Source organism: Mesorhizobium alhagi CCNWXJ12-2 (assembly GCF_000236565.1).
GTDB lineage: Bacteria > Pseudomonadota > Alphaproteobacteria > Rhizobiales > Rhizobiaceae > Allomesorhizobium > Allomesorhizobium alhagi.
Genome location: NZ_AHAM01000170.1, coordinates 1 through 17703, shown reverse-complemented (window position 1 = coordinate 17703; position 17703 = coordinate 1). Strand labels below are relative to the sequence as shown.

Here is a 17703-nt window from a genome sequence, read left to right as displayed (position 1 = left end):
AATGTTCACATGCGGCTTCGTGCGCTCGAATTTACTCTTGGCCATGTGAGGTCTCCATTCCTAGCCGGTTAAGGCAACTGATTAAGCGACTGACGCAGTTCCCTGGAACTACGCGTATTTCTTCTGGACTTCCTGAGCCACCGCGGTCGGCACCGGCTCATAGTGGTCGAACTGCATCGTGTACTGGGCGCGGCCCTGCGACATCGAGCGCAGATTGTCGACGTACTTGAACATGTTGGCCAGCGGCACCATCGCGTTGACGACGACGGCGACACCACGGGTCTCCTGACCCTGGATCTGGCCGCGGCGGGAGTTCAAATCGCCGATGACGTTGCCGACGTAATCTTCCGGCGTCACCACCTCGACCTTCATGATCGGCTCGAGCAGCTGCACGCCGAGCTTGGGCGCAGCTTCGCGGAAGCAGGCGCGGCCGGCGATTTCGAACGCCAGAACCGACGAGTCGACATCGTGGAAGGCGCCGTCGATGAGAGTGGCCTTCACGCCGATCATCGGGAAGCCGGCGAACGGGCCCGACGACATGACGCTGTTGATGCCCTTCTCGACGCCGGGGATGTATTCCTTCGGCACGGCGCCGCCGACGATCTTCGATTCGAACTGGAACTCGGTGCTTTCCGGATCCGGCTCGAAGAGCAGCTTGACGCGGGCGAACTGGCCCGTACCGCCGGTCTGCTTCTTGTGGGTGTAGTCCTGCTCGTGCGAGCGGGTGATCGTCTCGCGATAAGCCACCTGCGGCGCGCCGACATTGGCCTCGACCTTGAACTCACGCTTCATGCGGTCGACGATGATATCGAGGTGAAGCTCGCCCATGCCAGCAATGATGGTCTGGCCGGATTCCTCGTCGGTCTTGACGCGGAAGGACGGATCCTCGGCAGCCAGGCGATGCAGCGCGAGGCCCATCTTCTCCTGATCGTTCTTGGTCTTCGGCTCGATCGCGATCTGGATGACCGGGTCGGGGAATTCCATACGCTCGAGGATAACCGGATGGGCCGGATCACACAGCGTGTCGCCGGTGGTCGTATCCTTGAGGCCGGCCAGCGCCACGATGTCGCCGGCGTAAGCCTCGTCGACGTCGGCGCGGGAGTTCGCATGCATCTGCAGCATGCGGCCGATGCGCTCTTTCTTGCCCTTGACCGTGTTGTCGACCGAGGCGCCCTTGGTGAGCTTGCCCGAATAGATGCGGGCAAAGGTCAGCGAGCCGACGAACGGGTCGTTCATGATCTTGAACGCCAGCATCGAAAGCGGCTCGTTGTCGTCGGCGTGACGCTCGATCTCTTCTTCCGTCTTGGCGTTGACGCCCTTGATCGCCGGCACGTCGAGCGGCGAAGGCAGGTATTCAACGACGGCGTCGAGCAGCGGCTGGACGCCCTTGTTCTTGAAGGCCGAGCCACAGAACATCGGGAAGAACTTCACCGCGATGGTTCCCTTGCGGATCAGCGCGCGGATCTCGTCGTTGTCCGGCATTTTGCCTTCGAGGTAGTTCTCGAGCGCCGTCTCGTCCATTTCGACGGCGGCTTCGATCATCTTCTCGCGGAACTCTTCGGCGCGCGCCTTGAGGTCGGCCGGGATCTCGACGACGTCCCAGGCAGCGCCCAGCGACTCGTCGCGCCAGACCAGCGCGTTCATCTCGACGAGGTCGACGACACCCTTGAACTCGGTCTCGGCGCCGATCGGCAGCTGCATGACAACAGCCTGCGCGCCGAGGCGCGAGCCGATCATCTCGACCGAGCGGTAGAAGTCGGCGCCGATCTTGTCCATCTTGTTGCAGAAGATCATGCGCGGGACGCGGTACTTGTCGGCCTGGCGCCAGACAGTCTCGGTCTGCGGCTCTACGCCGGCATTCGCATCGAGCAGCGCGATCGCGCCGTCGAGAACGCGCAGCGAACGCTCCACCTCGATGGTGAAGTCGACGTGGCCGGGCGTGTCAATGATGTTGAAGCGCCGCAGCTTGCCGTCACGGCCTTTCCAGAAGGTCGTGGTCGCGGCCGAGGTGATGGTGATGCCGCGCTCCTGCTCCTGCTCCATCCAGTCCATGGTCGCAGCGCCGTCGTGCACTTCGCCGATCTTGTGCGACTTGCCGGTGTAATAGAGCACGCGCTCCGTGGTCGTGGTCTTGCCGGCGTCGATATGCGCCATGATGCCGAAGTTGCGGTAGTCTTCGATCTTGTATTCGCGTGCCATGGTGGATGCCTCTCAGTCTCTTTCCGCGCGCTTACCAGCGATAGTGCGCGAAAGCGCGGTTGGCTTCCGCCATCTTGTGGGTGTCTTCGCGTTTCTTGACGGCGGTGCCGCGATTGTTCGCGGCATCCATGAGCTCGCCCGAAAGACGCTCGACCATTGTGGTTTCGTTGCGGTTGCGCGCAGCCGTGATCAGCCAGCGAATGGCAAGCGCCTGACGGCGCTCAGGGCGCACGTCGACCGGAACCTGGTAGGTGGCGCCGCCGACGCGGCGCGAACGCACTTCCACATGCGGCGCGACATTGTCGAGCGCCTGATGGAACACCGTCACCGGCTCCTGCTTGGTCTTGGCCTGAACCTGGTCGAGCGCGCTATAGACGATGGTCTCGGCGACCGACTTCTTGCCGTGATACATGACGGCGTTCATGAATTTGGTGACTATCAGGTCGCCGAACTTGGGGTCCGGGTTGATCTCACGCTTTTCTGCACTGTGACGTCGGGACATGGTTCTCGTCTCTCAACTGCAAAGCTCGGCGGCGAAGCCTGAGCCTGAAACCTTACTTCGGACGCTTGGCGCCGTATTTCGAACGGCGCTGCTTGCGGTTCTTCACACCCTGCGTGTCGAGCACGCCGCGGATGATGTGATAGCGCACGCCCGGAAGATCCTTCACGCGGCCGCCGCGGATCATCACCACGGAGTGCTCCTGAAGGTTGTGGCCTTCGCCGGGGATGTAGCCGATCACCTCGAAGCCGTTGGTCAGGCGGATTTTCGCGACCTTGCGGAGCGCGGAGTTCGGCTTCTTCGGCGTCGTCGTGTAAACGCGCGTGCAGACGCCCCGCTTCTGCGGATTGGCCTGCATGGCCGGAACCTTATTGCGCTTCACCGGCGCTATGCGCGGCTTGCGGATCAGCTGGTTGACGGTAGGCATTAAACCCTCTTGTCTCTAATTCCGTGTCTCGAGCCCATTCACGGGCGGCTTCAAGCGTTGTTTCCATACGCAAATTCGGGCCCCAAACCGCTAATCGCGGTCCTGCCCGAACAAAAAGCAGAGGAAGCGGAAGCCGCTTCATGCACGCCGGAAATGTGTTTTCGCTCGTAAAACGAACCTTGTTTGAGGCAAACTCCGGGGCGCGACGCCCCGGAAAGCCAAACCTCACATCGGTTCAGACGCGGCGGGTAATACTCGCAACACCCCGCATCGTCAACCCCGCATCGGAGATTATCTTAACGAAACCGGGAGTTTGCCGCCGCCGCCGGCAGCCGCGACATTATCTTTCGCCATTTCGCAGTTGCGAAATAGAAAGTGACGCGGTTTTGTCTGTCGGACGGCGGGGCTTCATGTAAAAACCCGCTTCAGGGCGTCAGATAGGCGCTTGCGGCCTTCGGAACAAGAGAATCGGGAATCACAACATGAACGACAACGAAGAAAGGCCGGTCACCATCATCACCGGGCGGGTGTGGCGCAGGAAGGGCGGCAAGTCCGAGGGCGTTCACGTGATGCTGGTCGCCCCGGACGACGATTCCGCCGTGCGGACGGCGCTCGAAGCGCTCGCCAAGGAGGGCTACGCCGAAGCCGAGCTCGACCAGATCGGCGACATGCAGGGCGAACCCGACGAGGAGCCGCATCTCTCGGCCTGGCAGGGCGCGCTGGAAGGCGAAGTGTCGATCGTGACGTTCAAGGAGAGTGTTTAAGGGAAATCTGCCGCAAAGCATGGAAATCTGCATCGAACGATGCTATATTTGATAGCAGATTGGAGGCCCAATGCGCACGACACTGACACTTGATGACGACCTTATCGCCAAAGCCCAGAAATACACCGGAATAAAAGAAAAGCCGGCTCTGGTGCGTGAGGCGCTTACAGCCTTGATTGAACGCGAGGCTGCAAGGCGGTTGGCTCGTCTTGGCGGAAGTGATCCCAATGCGCAGGCGGCGCCGAGGCGGCGACCTGAATCGTGATCCTTGTCGACTCTTCGATCTGGATCGATCACTTTCGCCAAAGAAACATTGCGCTTCAGGAGCTCCTTAGTCGCCGCCTTGTTCTGTCACACCCGTTTGTCATTGGCGAACTCGCGATGGGATCGCTGCGTGACCGATCGCTAATCATCGAGGACGTGTCCGATCTTCCAATGGCTTTAGTTGCGGAGGATCATGAAGTGCTCGCTCTGGTAGATCGACTTAAACTGCACGGCCGTGGCATCGGGTACCTCGATGTACACTTGCTTGCATCTGTCCGGTTAACCGGAAATGCATCGCTTTGGACACGTGATCGCCGCTTGCATGCCGCGGCGGAAGAAAACGGCCTTGCTGCCGATTTGCCAGCAACACCCCTCAACTAAAAAGCCGCCGGGTCGCCCCGGCGGCTTTTTCATTCTGATGAACGCCGTGATTATTCCGCGGCGTTGGTCATGTCGGCCAGCATCGGCTCGGCTGTCTCGGCGCCCGACGACTTGCGCCGCTCGTCGATGATCAGCTCGTCGCGAGAAGTCGCGATGCGCCGGATCTGGCTCATCTGACCGCCCGTGCCCGCCGGGATGAGGCGGCCGACGATGACGTTTTCCTTCAGGCCCTGCAGCATGTCGGTCTTGCCGGCCACCGCCGCTTCCGTCAGCACCCTCGTCGTCTCCTGGAAGGAGGCGGCCGAGATGAAGGACGGCGTCTGCAGCGATGCCTTGGTGATGCCGAGCAGAACCGGCTGGCCTTCGGCCGGCTTCTTGCCTTCCTCGACCAGGCGCTCGTTGACCTCGTCCAGCTCGATCACGTCGACGTGGTCGCCCGGAATGTAGGTCGAGTCGCCCTGCGCGGTGATCTCGACCTTCTGCAGCATCTGGCGAACGATCACCTCGATGTGCTTGTCGTTGATCAACACGCCCTGCAACCGGTAGACTTCCTGGATCTCGTTGACGAGGTAGGAAGCCAAAGCCTCCACGCCCTTGATCGCCAGGATGTCGTGCGGCGCCGGATTGCCGTCGAGGATATAGTCGCCCTTCTCGATGGCGTCGCCGTCCTGGAGATGGAACGGCTTGCCCTTCGGGATCAGGTATTCGACGGGTTCCATTGTCGAGTCATGCGGCTCGATGATGATGCGGCGCTTGTTCTTGTAGTCGCGGCCGAACCGGATCGTGCCGTCGATCTCGGCGATGATGGCGTGGTCCTTCGGACGGCGCGCCTCGAAGAGCTCGGCCACACGCGGCAGACCGCCGGTGATGTCCTTGGTCTTCGCGCTTTCCATCGGAATACGCGCAACCACGTCGCCCGGGCGCACCATCGCGCCGGGCTCCACCGACAGGATCGCCTCGACCGAGAGCAGGAAGCGGGCATCGCCTCCCTTGGCGAGCTTGCCGACCTTGCCCTTGGCGTCGTGGATGGCGATCGCCGGCTTGAGGTCCGAGCCACGCGGCGTCGAGCGCCAGTCGATGACCTCACGCTTGGTGATGCCGGTCGACTCGTCGGCGGTTTCCTGGACGGAGATGCCGTCGACCAGGTCCTCGAACACCACCCTGCCCTCGATCTCGGTGAGGATCGGGCGGGTGTACGGGTCCCACTCGGCGATGCGCTGGCCGCGCTTCACCTTGTCGCCATCGTCCACGAAGATGCGCGAACCATAGGTGACGCGGTGCGTGGCGCGCTCCTTGCCGGCCTCGTCGAGGATCAGGACCGCCATGTTGCGGCCCATGACCATCTGCTGGCCGTCGGAGTTGCGAACCACGTTGCGGTTACGGATCTCGACCGTGCCCTCATACGAGGCTTCCAGGAACGAGCTATCGACGACCTGCGCCGTGCCGCCCATGTGGAAGGTGCGCATGGTGAGCTGCGTGCCCGGCTCGCCGATCGACTGCGCCGCGATGACGCCGACAGCTTCGCCCTGGTTGACGGGCGTGCCGCGCGCCAGGTCGCGACCGTAGCAGACCGCGCAGACGCCGGTCCTGACCTCACAGGTCAGCGCCGAACGGATGCGCACCGACTGGATGCCGGCCTTTTCGATCTGCTCGATGTCACGCTCGTCCATCAGCGTACCCGCCTTGACGATCAGATCGCCCGTAACCGGGTGATTGATGTCGTCGAGCGCGGTGCGGCCGAGGATGCGCTGGCCGAGCGACGCGACCACCTGGCCGGCATCGACGATCGGCTGCATGGTGAGGCCCTTTTCGGTGCCGCAGTCGATCGAGTTGACGATGCAGTCCTGCGCGACGTCGACGAGACGGCGCGTCAGATAGCCGGAGTTCGCGGTCTTCAGCGCGGTGTCCGCGAGACCCTTGCGGGCGCCGTGGGTCGAGTTGAAGTATTCAAGAACGGTCAGGCCTTCCTTGAAGTTCGAGATGATCGGCGTCTCGATGATCTCGCCCGACGGCTTGGCCATCAGGCCGCGCATGCCGGCGAGCTGGCGCATCTGGGTCGGAGACCCGCGGGCGCCGGAGTGGCTCATCATGTAGATCGAGTTCATCGGCTTCTGGCGGCCGCTGTCCTCGAACTCAACGGCCTTGATGCGGGCCATCATCTCGTCGGCGACCTTTTCCGAGCACTTCGCCCAGGCGTCGACGACCTTGTTGTACTTTTCGCCCTGAGTGATCAGGCCGTCATTGTACTGCTGCTCGTATTCCTTGGCGAGCGCCTCGGTGTCGGACACCAGCTTGATCTTGGAGTCCGGAATCAGCATGTCGTCCTTGCCGAACGAAATGCCGGCCTTGCAGGCATGGCTGAAGCCGAGCGCCATGATGCGGTCGCAGAAAATGACCGTCTCCTTCTGACCGCAGTGGCGGTAGACGGTGTCGATCATCTTGGAGATGTTCTTCTTGGTCATCTCCTGGTTGGCGGTCTCGAACGGCACGTTGACGTTCTTCGGCAGAAGCTCGGCGATGATCATGCGGCCGGGCGTCGTGTCGTAGATTTTCGACACGACGTTGCCTTCCGCGTCCACGGTCCGGAAGCGGCCCTTGATCTTGGCGTGCAGCGTCACCGCCTTGGTCTCGAGCGCGTGCTGGAGTTCGCCCATATCGGCAAACACCATGCCCTCGCCCGGCTCGTTCTGGTTGACGATCGACAGGTAGTAGAGCCCAAGCACCATGTCCTGCGACGGCACGATGATCGGCGCGCCGGAAGCAGGGTGCAGGATGTTGTTGGTCGACATCATCAGCACGCGGGCTTCAAGCTGGGCTTCGAGCGACAGCGGCACGTGAACGGCCATCTGGTCGCCGTCGAAGTCGGCGTTGAAGGCCGTGCAGACCAGCGGGTGAAGCTGGATCGCCTTGCCTTCGATCAGGATCGGCTCGAACGCCTGGATGCCGAGGCGGTGAAGCGTCGGCGCCCGGTTGAGCAGAACCGGATGCTCGCGGATGACCTCGTCGAGGATATCCCAGACTTCCGGCTTTTCCTTCTCGACCAGCTTCTTGGCCTGCTTGACGGTCGAGGAGTAGCCCTTGGCGTCGAGGCGGGCGTAGATGAACGGCTTGAACAGTTCGAGCGCCATCTTCTTCGGCAGGCCGCACTGGTGCAGCTTCAGCTCCGGACCGGTCACGATGACCGAGCGGCCCGAATAGTCGACGCGCTTGCCGAGCAGGTTCTGGCGGAACCGGCCCTGCTTGCCCTTCAGCATGTCCGACAGCGACTTCAGCGGGCGCTTGTTGGCGCCGGTGATGACGCGGCCGCGGCGGCCATTGTCGAACAGGGCGTCGACGGCTTCCTGCAGCATGCGCTTTTCGTTGCGGATGATGATGCCGGGAGCGCGCAGTTCGATCAGCCGCTTCAGGCGGTTGTTGCGGTTGATGACGCGACGATAGAGATCGTTCAGGTCAGACGTCGCGAAGCGGCCGCCATCCAGCGGGACGAGCGGGCGCAGGTCCGGCGGGATCACGGGAACGACCTTCATGATCATCCATTCCGGACGGTTGCCGGATTCCATGAAGTTCTCGACGACCTTCAGCCGCTTCAGATACTTCTTCTGCTTCAGTTCCGACGTGGTCGAGGCAAGCTCGGAGCGCAAATCGCCCGCGATCTTTTCCAGATCCATGCCGGCCAGCAGGTCATGGATGGCTTCGGCGCCGATCATGGCGGTGAACTGGTCCTCGCCATACTCGTCGACGGCCATCATGTATTCTTCTTCGCTGAGAAGCTGGTGCTCCTTCAGCGCCGTCAGGCCCGGCTCGGTCACGATGTAGTTCTCGAAATAGAGAACCCGCTCGATGTCCTTGAGGGTCATGTCGAGCAGCGTGCCGATGCGCGAAGGCAGCGACTTCAGGAACCAGATGTGAGCAACCGGGGCGGCGAGCTCGATATGGCCCATGCGCTCGCGCCGGACGCGCGACAGCGTGACCTCGACGCCGCACTTCTCGCAGATGACGCCCTTGTACTTCATGCGCTTGTACTTGCCGCACAGGCACTCATAATCCTTGATCGGGCCGAAAATGCGCGCGCAGAACAGGCCGTCACGCTCGGGCTTGAACGTGCGGTAGTTGATCGTCTCGGGCTTCTTGATCTCGCCGAACGACCAGGACAGAATCTTTTCCGGGCTGGCGAGCGAAATCCGGATGGAATCGAACACCTGCGCCGGGGCGTTGTTGTTGAAGAGATTCATGACCTCTTGGTTCATGCCGTTCTCCTTGTGGGACCGAGTGGCCCCTTTCGAACAATTGTGGGCGATTTCACCCCTTGGCGATCCGCTCTGGCGCTGCCGCTTCGCTGGCGCAGCCGGATCCGTGCAGTCGGTCGCCGGGCGACCGGGTATTTAGGCGACGCAGCCGCGGAGTGAACCTCCGCGGCGCGCCTTTTTCTTACTCCGCAGCGTCGGGCAGACGCGCCGGCAGCTCGTCGATCCTGGTGTTTTCCAGTTCGACGTTGAGGCCGAGCGAGCGCATTTCCTTGACGAGAACGTTGAAGCTCTCCGGAATGCCCGCCTCGAAGCTGTCGTCGCCGCGGACGATCGCTTCGTAGACCTTGGTGCGGCCCGCCACGTCGTCCGACTTCACGGTCAGCATTTCCTGCAGCGTGTAGGCGGCGCCGTAAGCTTCGAGCGCCCAGACCTCCATCTCGCCGAAGCGCTGGCCGCCGAACTGCGCCTTGCCACCGAGCGGCTGCTGGGTGACGAGCGAGTATGGCCCGATCGAGCGCGCGTGGATCTTGTCGTCCACCAGGTGGTGAAGCTTGAGCATATATATGTAGCCCATCGTCACCTTGCGATCGAACGGCTCACCCGTGCGCCCGTCATAGAGCTGCGACTGGCCGCTGGTATGCAGGCCCGCCCGTTCCAGCATCTCGTTGATGTGGACCTCGTGCGCACCGTCGAACACCGGCGTTGCGATCGAAACGCCGCGCTTCATCTGCTCGCCGAGGCGAACGATCGACTCGTCGTCGAACTGCCGAACCGGCTCGTTGCGGTCGTTCTCCGGGATCAGGTTCTCGATCTCGGCCCTCAGCGGCTTGATGTTGCCATCCGCCTTGTAGGCTTCGATCATCTCTCCGATCTTCCTGCCCATTCCGGCGCAGGCCCAGCCCAGATGCGTCTCCAGGATCTGGCCGACATTCATGCGCGACGGCACGCCCAACGGATTGAGCACGATATCGGCATGCGTGCCGTCCTCGAGGAACGGCATGTCCTCGACCGGAACGATCCGCGAAACGACGCCCTTGTTGCCGTGACGGCCGGCCATCTTGTCGCCGGGTTGCATCTTGCGCTTCACGGCCACGAAGACTTTGACCATCTTCATGACGCCGGGCGGCATCTCGTCACCGCGCTGCACCTTCTCGACCTTGTCCATGAAGCGCTGCTCGAGCGCCTTCTTGGAATCGTCGTACTGGCCGCGCAGTGCCTCGAGTTCGCTCTGCAGCTTCTCGTCCTCGATGGCGAACTGCCACCACTGCGAACGCGGGTACTCGCCGAGGGTCTCCTTCGAGAGCTTGGAGCCCTTCTTGAAGCCCTTCGGCCCTGCGATCGCTTCCTTGCCGTCAAGCATGTCGGAAAGGCGCGAATAGACGTTGCGGTCGAGAATCGCCTGCTCGTCGTCGCGGTCCTTGGCGAGACGCTCGATCTCCTCACGCTCGATCGCCATGGCGCGCTCGTCCTTCTCCACGCCGTGGCGGTTGAAGACGCGCACTTCCACGACCGTGCCGTAGGTTCCGGGCGGCATGCGCATGGAGGTGTCGCGGACGTCCGAGGCCTTCTCGCCGAAGATGGCGCGCAGGAGTTTTTCCTCCGGCGTCATCGGGCTTTCGCCCTTCGGCGTGATCTTGCCGACCAGGATGTCGCCCGGCAGCACTTCCGCGCCGATATAGACGATGCCGGCTTCGTCGAGGTTCTTCAGCGCTTCTTCCGAGACGTTCGGGATATCGCGGGTGATTTCCTCAGGCCCAAGCTTGGTGTCGCGGGCCATGACCTCGAACTCCTCGATATGGATCGAGGTGAAGACGTCGTCCGACACGATCTTCTCGGAAAGAAGGATCGAATCCTCGTAGTTGTAGCCGTTCCAGGGCATGAACGCGACGAGCACGTTGCGGCCGAGCGCCAGATCGCCGAGATCGGTCGAGGGACCGTCGGCGATAATGTCGCCCTTGTTGACGCGGTCGCCCATGCGCACCAGCGGACGCTGGTTGATGCAGGTGTTCTGGTTCGAACGCTGGAACTTCATCAGCCGGTAGATGTCGACGCCCGACTTGCCGGGATCGAGATCTTCCGTCGCGCGGATGACGATACGCGTAGCATCGACCTGGTCGACGATGCCGCCGCGGCGTGCGCCGATTGCGGCGCCCGAGTCACGGGCGACGATCGGCTCCATGCCGGTGCCGACAAACGGCGCTTCGGCGCGCACCAGCGGCACGGCCTGACGCTGCATGTTCGAGCCCATCAGCGCGCGGTTGGCGTCGTCGTTCTCCAGGAACGGGATCAGCGCCGCGGCGACCGAGACAAGCTGCTTCGGCGAGACGTCCATCAGGTCGACGTTTTCGCGCGGCGCCATCATCACCTCGCCGGCATGCCGGCAGATGACGAATTCGTCGACGAAGCGGCCGTCCTTGTCGAGCTGGGCGTTGGCCTGCGCGACATAGTGCTTGGACTCTTCCATGGCGCTGAGATAGCTGACGTCCAACGTCACCTTGCCATCGACGATCTTGCGGTACGGCGTCTCGATGAAGCCATATTTGTTGACGCGAGCAAACGTCGCCAAGCTGTTGATAAGGCCGATGTTCGGGCCTTCCGGCGTCTCGATCGGGCAGATGCGGCCGTAATGCGTCGGGTGCACGTCGCGCACCTCGAAGCCGGCGCGCTCGCGGGTCAGACCGCCGGGTCCAAGCGCCGAAAGACGGCGCTTGTGGGTGATCTCCGACAGCGGGTTGGTCTGGTCCATGAACTGCGAGAGCTGCGAGGAGCCGAAGAACTCGCGCACGGCGGCAGCCGCCGGCTTGGCGTTGATCAGGTCCTGCGGCATCACGGTGTCGATCTCGATCGACGACATGCGCTCCTTGATCGCGCGCTCCATGCGGAGCAGCCCGACGCGGTACTGGTTCTCCATGAGTTCGCCCACCGAACGCACGCGGCGGTTGCCGAGATTGTCGATGTCGTCGATCTCGCCCTTGCCGTCGCGCAGTTCGACCAGCGTCCTGACCACGGCCAGGATGTCCTCCTTGCGCAGCACGCGCACGGTGTCCTCTGCCTTCAGGTCGAGGCGCATGTTCATCTTGACGCGGCCGACGGCCGAAAGGTCGTAGCGGTCGGCGTCGAAGAACAGCGAGTTGAACATCGCCTCGGCGGTGTCGATCGTGGGCGGCTCGCCCGGACGCATCACACGGTAGATGTCGAACAGCGCGTCCTGACGGCTCTCGTTCTTGTCGACCGCGAGCGTGTTGCGGATGTAGCCGCCGATGTTGATGTGGTCGATGTCGAGGACCTGGAATTCCTCCGCCCCCGTCGAAAGCAGGACCTTCAGGGTCTTCTCGTCGAGCTCGTCGCCGGCTTCGAGATAGATCTCGCCGGTCGCATGATTGACGATGTCCTCGGCGAGATAGCTGCCGTAGAGGTCGTCCTCGGTCGCCTTGATCGCCTTCAAGCCCTTGTCGGCAAGCTGCTTGGCCTGGCGGGCGGTGATCTTCTTGCCCTGCTCGACAACGATTTCGCCCGTATCGGCGTCGACCATGTCGCCGACGGCCTTGAGGCCGCGGAAACGCTCGACGGAGAACGGGATGCGCCAATGGTCGCCCGAACGCTCGTAGGTGATCTTGTTGTAGAAGGTCGACAGGATTTCCTCGGCGTCCATGCCGAGCGCCATCAGCAGCGACGTCACCGGAATCTTGCGGCGGCGGTCGATGCGGGCGTGCACCACGTCCTTGGAATCGAACTCGATATCGAGCCACGAGCCGCGATAGGGGATGACGCGCGCGGCAAACAGGAGCTTGCCCGACGAGTGCGACTTGCCCTTGTCGTGGTCGAAGAAGACGCCCGGCGAGCGGTGCATCTGCGAAACGATAACGCGCTCGGTGCCGTTGATGATGAAGGTGCCGTTCAAGGTCATGAGCGGCATGTCGCCCATGTAGACGTCCTGCTCCTTGATGTCCTTGATGGACTTCGCGCCGGTATCCTCGTCGATATCGAACACGATCAGGCGCAGCGTCACCTTCAGCGGCGCGGCATAGGTCAGGTCGCGCTGACGGCATTCGTCAACGTCGAATTTCGGTCCCTCGAATTCGTATTTCACGAATTCCAGCATCGACGAGCCGGAAAAATCGGAAATCGGGAAGACCGACTTGAAAACGGCCTGCAGTCCCTCGTCCGGACGGCCGCCCTTGGGCTCGTCCACCATCAGGAACTGGTCATAGGATGCCTTCTGAACCTCGATCAGGTTCGGCATCTCCGCAACTTCCGGGATGTTTCCGAAGAATTTGCGTACGCGTCTGCGGCCATTGAAAATCTGGGTCTGGGCCATCGTCGCTCCTTGCTGCCTCTCTTGGGGCGCGCCTCAGCCGGGCTCGCCTTGCAATTTTCGACCGCCAGCGCCGGCGGTTCGTCCAGAAACGGGTGAAAACCCGTTTCCTGAGAGCCGGTTCCGGCCCTCAGGAAAGAGGTTTTCAGATACTGCCCCGGTCGCCCGGGGAACCGGCGGACGGCTTTCGCCGCCCGCCGAAACCGTACTTACTTCAGCTCGACCTTGGCGCCGGCTGCTTCCAGCTGGGCCTTGATCTTGTCGGCGTCAGCCTTGTTGACGCCTTCCTTGACCGGCTTCGGAGCGGCTTCCACCAGATCCTTGGCTTCCTTCAGGCCGAGACCGGTGATCGCGCGCACTTCCTTGATCACGTTGATCTTCTGGGCGCCGGCTTCGGCGAGAACGACGTCGAATTCGGTCTTCTCTTCAACCGGCGCGGCAGCGGCGGCGCCACCGCCAGCAGCGGCGGCGGCAACCGGAGCGGCAGCCGAAACGCCCCACTTCTCTTCAAGCAGCTTCGAAAGTTCGGCCGCCTCGAGGACGGTCAGCTTCGAAAGGTCGTCTACGATCTTTGCGAGATCAGTCATTGTTGCATTCCTTCATAAGGTTCGAACGATTGTTGATAGCGAGGAACGGCCTCATGCCGCCTCGTCCTTCCGGGCATAGGCGCCGATGACGCGCGCGACAGAAGCCGCGGGCGCATTGACGATCTGGGCGATCCTGGTTGCCGGGGTGGCGATCATGCCAACCAGACGCGCGCGAAGCTCGTCGAGCGACGGGAGCGTGGCCAAAGCCTTCACACCGTCGGCGTTGAGCGCGGTCGAGCCCATTGCGCCACCGAGAATGACAAGCTTGTCATTGCCCTTGGCGAAATCGGACGCGACCTTCGGCGCCGTAATCGGATCGTCCGAATAGGCGACCAGCGTCTGTCCGATGAACAGCTCCTGGATACCCTCGGATTCCGTGCCCTGAAGAGCGATTCTGGCGAGACGGTTCTTCGCGACTTTGACGGTGCCGCCCGCGGCGCGCATTTTCGACCGGAGGTCGTTCATTTGCGCAACGGTGATACCGGCATAGTGGGCCACGACGACTGAACCTGCGTTCGAGAACGCTTCATTCAGGCCCGTGACGAGTTCGCGTTTTTCCGCTCTGTCCACTGCCTATCTCCAGTTGACCTCTGTTCCATTCCCGGAAACATCGGTCGGGTTGCCTTTTGCCGGGCGGGCTATCCAGAACTTCCAGATCTCCCGAACGGCGCTCGAGGATCCTGCCCCCTTTCGCCACACCGGCACGCCGGTGCGCAGACAAAAGGCAAACACGGTTCGAACCTTTCAGTGGAGCATTTGCTCCCTTGTCAGGTCTTCACCCGTCTCATGCAGGCTCGAAGTGATTAAGGCTGAGCCGCCTGCAATCTCGGACAGGATGTCCGGAAGCATTTGCGCTTCCGGGATCCAGGCCCTCCATCTCTGGAGGCCCCGGAATTCTTCTTGGGATCAGGCCGTTACGGCATGATCCCGATCAATCTCGTCAGGCCGCGCTGATCGTCGACAGATCGACCTTCAGGCCGGGGCCCATGGTCGACGTCACCGACACCTTCTTGAGGTAGACGCCCTTGGCGCCCGTCGGCTTGGCCTTGTTGACCGCATCGGCGAAGGCGCGGATGTTCTCTTCCAGCGCCTTGATGTCGAACGAAACCTTGCCGACGCCGCCATGCACGATGCCGGCCTTCTCGACGCGGAACTCGACGGCGCCGCCCTTGGAGGCCTTCACGGCTCCGGCGATGTCCGCCGTCACGGTGCCGACCTTCGGGTTCGGCATCATGCCGCGCGGGCCGAGCACCTTGCCCAGACGGCCGACCAGCGGCATCATGTCCGGGGTCGCGATGCAGCGGTCGAAATTGATCTCGCCCTTCTGCACGATCTCGACCAGATCTTCCGCGCCGACGATGTCGGCGCCGGCTGCGCGGGCCTCGTCAGCCTTCTCGTTGCGGGCGAAAACCGCCACGCGCACGGTGCGGCCGGTGCCGTTCGGCAGATTGACCACGCCGCGGACCATCTGGTCGGCATGGCGCGGATCGACGCCGAGGTTCATCGCCACTTCGATGGTCTCATCGAACTTGACGGTCGAGCGGTCCTTCAGAAGCTTGATCGCCTCGGACAGGGCGTAGGCCTTGTTCGGGTCGATGTCTTCGCGGGACTTGGCTACGCGCTTTGCAATCTTTGCCATGATCTCAGCCCACCACTTCCAGGCCCATGGAGCGGGCGGAGCCCTCTACCATGCGCATTGCCGCGTCAACGTCGTTCGCGTTCAGGTCCTTCATCTTGGCCTCGGCGATCTCACGCACCTTGTCGCGAGAAACCGTGCCGGCGCGCACCTTGCCCGGCTCCTTGGAGCCCGACTTCAGATTGGCGGCCTTCTTCAGGAAGAAGCTCACCGGCGGCGTCTTCATGACGAAGGTGAACGACTTGTCCTGGTAATAGGTGATCACGACCGGAATGGGCGAGCCCTTTTCCATTTCCTGCGTCTGCGCGTTGAACGCCTTGCAGAATTCCATGATGTTGATGCCACGCTGACCAAGCGCCGGACCGATCGGGGGCGACGGCGTCGCCGATCCCGCGGAAACCTGGAGCTTGAGCTGGCCCGCAATTTTCTTAGCCATCTCTTTCCTGCCTTGTTGTCATGCCGGCCCCTCTTTTCGAAGAAAGTCCGGCGGTTGCAGTCTGGTGGTCCGGTCGCCGCGGCCGGCTAAGTCCGCGTCTTCCTCCCACCGTTTCGGCAGCGAAGCTCATTGCCCGCCGCCTGCCGGGATGCCTGACGGCAAACCGGCAAATCGGATCAGCCCTTTTCGACCTGTCCGAATTCGAGATCGACGGGCACGGCGCGCCCGAAGATCGAAACTTCCACCTTGAGCCGCGCCCGCTCCTCGTCGACTTCCTGGACGAAGCCGTTGAACGAGGCGAAGGGACCGTCCGAGACCCGGACCTGCTCGCCGATCTCGAAGGTGACCGACGGCTTCGGCCGCTCGACGCCTTCCTGGACCTGGTGCAGGATGCGCTCGGCCTCCTTGTCGGTGATCGCGACCGGCTTGGAATCGCCGAGGAACCCGGTTACTTTCGGCGTGTTCTTGATCAGCGAGAACACGGCATCGGTAAGCGTCGCGCGTACCAGCACATAGCCCGGGAAGAACTTGCGCTCGGCATCGACCTTGCGGCCGCGGCGCACTTCCACGACCTTCTCGGTCGGCACGATGATCTGCTCGATCAGATCGCCGAGGCCCTTCTGCTTGGCCTTGTTCTCTATGTCTTCCGCGACCTTCTTTTCGAAGTTCGAATAGGCGTGGACGATGTACCAGCGCGCAGTCATCTACAAATTCTCCGTATTCGCCGGTATCAGCGGCCGATGCCGAGGATCAGTTCGACCCCGAGCGCCATCACCTGGTCTGCGGCGAAGAAGAAGATCATCGCGATGACCGCGAAAACCAGAACCATGATCGTCGAAATCACCGTCTCGCGCCGGGACGGCCACGTCACTTTCGCCGTCTCCGACCTTACCTGCTGGAGGAAGGTGAAGGGGTTGGTGGTTTTCGATGCCATTTGCCGCCTGCTTTCAAGGCCGGCGAAGCCGGGCCTTTGGATGTTCCCGTTGGCCGGGAGATGCCGCTGCATGGTACCGGAACCCAGCGAATCGCCGCTTTTGTTCCGCCCATACATTTCGGACGCGTAAAGCCGGATCACCAGCTCCACGCGTCGCGTGTCTGTTATGCCTACATAAAACCGATTCCCCGGCAGCGCAAGTGCCAAAAAATCCGTCCTATATGCCAAACGCGCAATTCCGGAACCATCCAATCGTCCCGAAACCGGCTATGTCTCTCCACGATGCCAGCAAGGCTGGCACGGGCAGCAGGGCTCGAACCTACGACCTGCGGTTTTGGAGACCGCCGCTCTACCAACTGAGCTATGCCCGTATCGCGGAGGCTTCATTTCACAAACATTGCGCCGTTTCAAGACCAATCGCTATTTTGCGGCGGGTCATTTGACGGACTGGACGACGGGTCCTTTGAGAATTCGCTCCGGCGAGGCAAGTGACGTTGTTTTTGAGAACCCGGAGCGGTGGATGCACCTTATATCGGGATGCAACGCGGCGTTCGCAATCCGATACGCTCGGACGCGCTCTAAACGGCACAAACAGAAAGGGCGGCCCGAAGACCGCCTTTCGATAACAGGATTTCGTCCGACTATTCGGTGATCGTGACGACGACGCCGGCGCCGACGGTCCTGCCGCCTTCGCGGATGGCGAAGCGCAGCTTCTCCTCCATGGCGATCGGCACGATCAGCTCGACATCGACCGTCACATTGTCGCCCGGCGTCACCATTTCGGTGCCTTCGGCCAGCCACACGATGCGGGTCACGTCCGTCGTGCGGAAATAGAACTGCGGACGGTAGTTGGTGAAGAACGGCGTGTGCCGGCCGCCCTCCTCCTTGGTCAGGATGTAGGCCTCGGCCTTGAACTTCTTGTGCGGCTTGACCGAGCCCGGCTTGGCCAGGACCTGGCCGCGCTCGACGCCTTCACGGTCCACGCCGCGAAGCAGCGCGCCGATATTGTCGCCG

Annotated in this window: 15 protein-coding genes and 1 tRNA gene; 3 read left to right on the top strand and 13 right to left on the bottom strand. The window is 62.2% G+C overall.

The genetic code is table 11. The annotated features are described in order from the left end of the window. Positions 1-108: 108 nt before the first annotated feature. The 3 genes from fusA to rpsL are packed head-to-tail and all read right to left on the bottom strand — an operon-like array spanning position 109 to position 3125. A complete protein-coding gene (gene fusA, locus MAXJ12_RS19610; RefSeq protein ID WP_008837711.1) occupies positions 109-2199 on the bottom strand; it encodes an elongation factor G in 2091 nt (696 codons plus the stop codon). 31 nt (positions 2200-2230) lie between these two features. After that, positions 2231-2701 (bottom strand): 30S ribosomal protein S7, encoded by a 471-nt coding sequence (gene rpsG, locus MAXJ12_RS19605; protein WP_008837710.1) that lies wholly within the window; start codon positions 2699-2701, stop codon positions 2231-2233. A gap of 52 nt (positions 2702-2753) precedes the next feature. After that, complete coding sequence (gene rpsL / locus MAXJ12_RS19600) at positions 2754-3125, bottom strand: 30S ribosomal protein S12 (protein ID WP_008837709.1); 372 nt, start codon at positions 3123-3125, stop codon at positions 2754-2756. Between the two features lie 482 nt (positions 3126-3607). Here rpsL and MAXJ12_RS19595 point away from each other — a divergent pair, with 482 nt between their 5' ends. The 3 genes from MAXJ12_RS19595 to MAXJ12_RS35340 all read left to right on the top strand — a co-directional run bounded on the left by MAXJ12_RS19595 (position 3608) and on the right by MAXJ12_RS35340 (position 4534). Then, the gene (locus MAXJ12_RS19595; RefSeq protein ID WP_008837708.1) at positions 3608-3889 is read left to right on the top strand and encodes a hypothetical protein; all 282 of its coding nucleotides are present in this window, start codon (positions 3608-3610) and stop codon (positions 3887-3889) included. A 70-nt stretch (positions 3890-3959) separates the two neighbouring features. Beyond that, entirely contained in the window at positions 3960-4154 is a 195-nt protein-coding gene (locus tag MAXJ12_RS35345; protein ID WP_008837707.1) for a type II toxin-antitoxin system VapB family antitoxin, read from the top strand. Continuing rightward, positions 4151-4534, top strand: a complete 384-nt coding sequence (locus MAXJ12_RS35340; RefSeq protein ID WP_008837706.1) for a type II toxin-antitoxin system VapC family toxin — start codon at positions 4151-4153, stop codon at positions 4532-4534. The genes MAXJ12_RS35345 and MAXJ12_RS35340 overlap by 4 nt, the downstream gene beginning before the upstream one ends. A 50-nt stretch (positions 4535-4584) precedes the next feature. Here MAXJ12_RS35340 and rpoC read toward each other — a convergent pair whose 3' ends face one another. The 10 genes from rpoC to MAXJ12_RS19545 all read right to left on the bottom strand — a co-directional run. Beyond that, entirely contained in the window at positions 4585-8781 is a 4197-nt protein-coding gene (gene rpoC, locus MAXJ12_RS19590) for a DNA-directed RNA polymerase subunit beta' (RefSeq protein WP_008837705.1), read from the bottom strand. 181 nt (positions 8782-8962) lie between these two features. After that, a complete protein-coding gene (gene rpoB / locus MAXJ12_RS19585; protein WP_008837704.1) occupies positions 8963-13099 on the bottom strand; it encodes a DNA-directed RNA polymerase subunit beta in 4137 nt (1378 codons plus the stop codon). 206 nt (positions 13100-13305) lie between these two features. Then, positions 13306-13683 carry a 50S ribosomal protein L7/L12 gene (rplL, locus tag MAXJ12_RS19580; RefSeq protein ID WP_008837703.1) on the bottom strand — a complete coding sequence of 126 codons (378 nt, stop codon included), beginning with the start codon at positions 13681-13683 and terminating at the stop codon, positions 13306-13308. A gap of 51 nt (positions 13684-13734) precedes the next feature. Then, positions 13735-14253: a 50S ribosomal protein L10 gene (gene rplJ / locus MAXJ12_RS19575; protein ID WP_008837702.1), complete on the bottom strand. Its 519-nt coding sequence runs from the start codon at positions 14251-14253 to the stop codon at positions 13735-13737. A gap of 370 nt (positions 14254-14623) precedes the next feature. Further along, positions 14624-15322, bottom strand: a complete 699-nt coding sequence (rplA, locus tag MAXJ12_RS19570; protein WP_008837700.1) for a 50S ribosomal protein L1 — start codon at positions 15320-15322, stop codon at positions 14624-14626. A gap of 4 nt (positions 15323-15326) precedes the next feature. After that, entirely contained in the window at positions 15327-15755 is a 429-nt protein-coding gene (gene rplK / locus MAXJ12_RS19565; RefSeq protein ID WP_008837699.1) for a 50S ribosomal protein L11, read from the bottom strand. Positions 15756-15931: 176 nt separating this feature from the next. Then, positions 15932-16459 (bottom strand): transcription termination/antitermination protein NusG, encoded by a 528-nt coding sequence (gene nusG / locus MAXJ12_RS19560; protein ID WP_008837698.1) that lies wholly within the window; start codon positions 16457-16459, stop codon positions 15932-15934. Between the two features lie 26 nt (positions 16460-16485). Beyond that, the gene (gene secE, locus MAXJ12_RS19555; protein WP_040586979.1) at positions 16486-16689 is read right to left on the bottom strand and encodes a preprotein translocase subunit SecE; all 204 of its coding nucleotides are present in this window, start codon (positions 16687-16689) and stop codon (positions 16486-16488) included. Positions 16690-16984: 295 nt separating this feature from the next. Further along, positions 16985-17060: transfer RNA gene (locus MAXJ12_RS19550), tRNA-Trp, on the bottom strand. A gap of 270 nt (positions 17061-17330) precedes the next feature. Then, a partial coding sequence (locus MAXJ12_RS19545) for an EF-Tu C-terminal domain-related protein (protein ID WP_008837696.1) occupies positions 17331-17703 on the bottom strand: 373 nt, incomplete at its 5' end.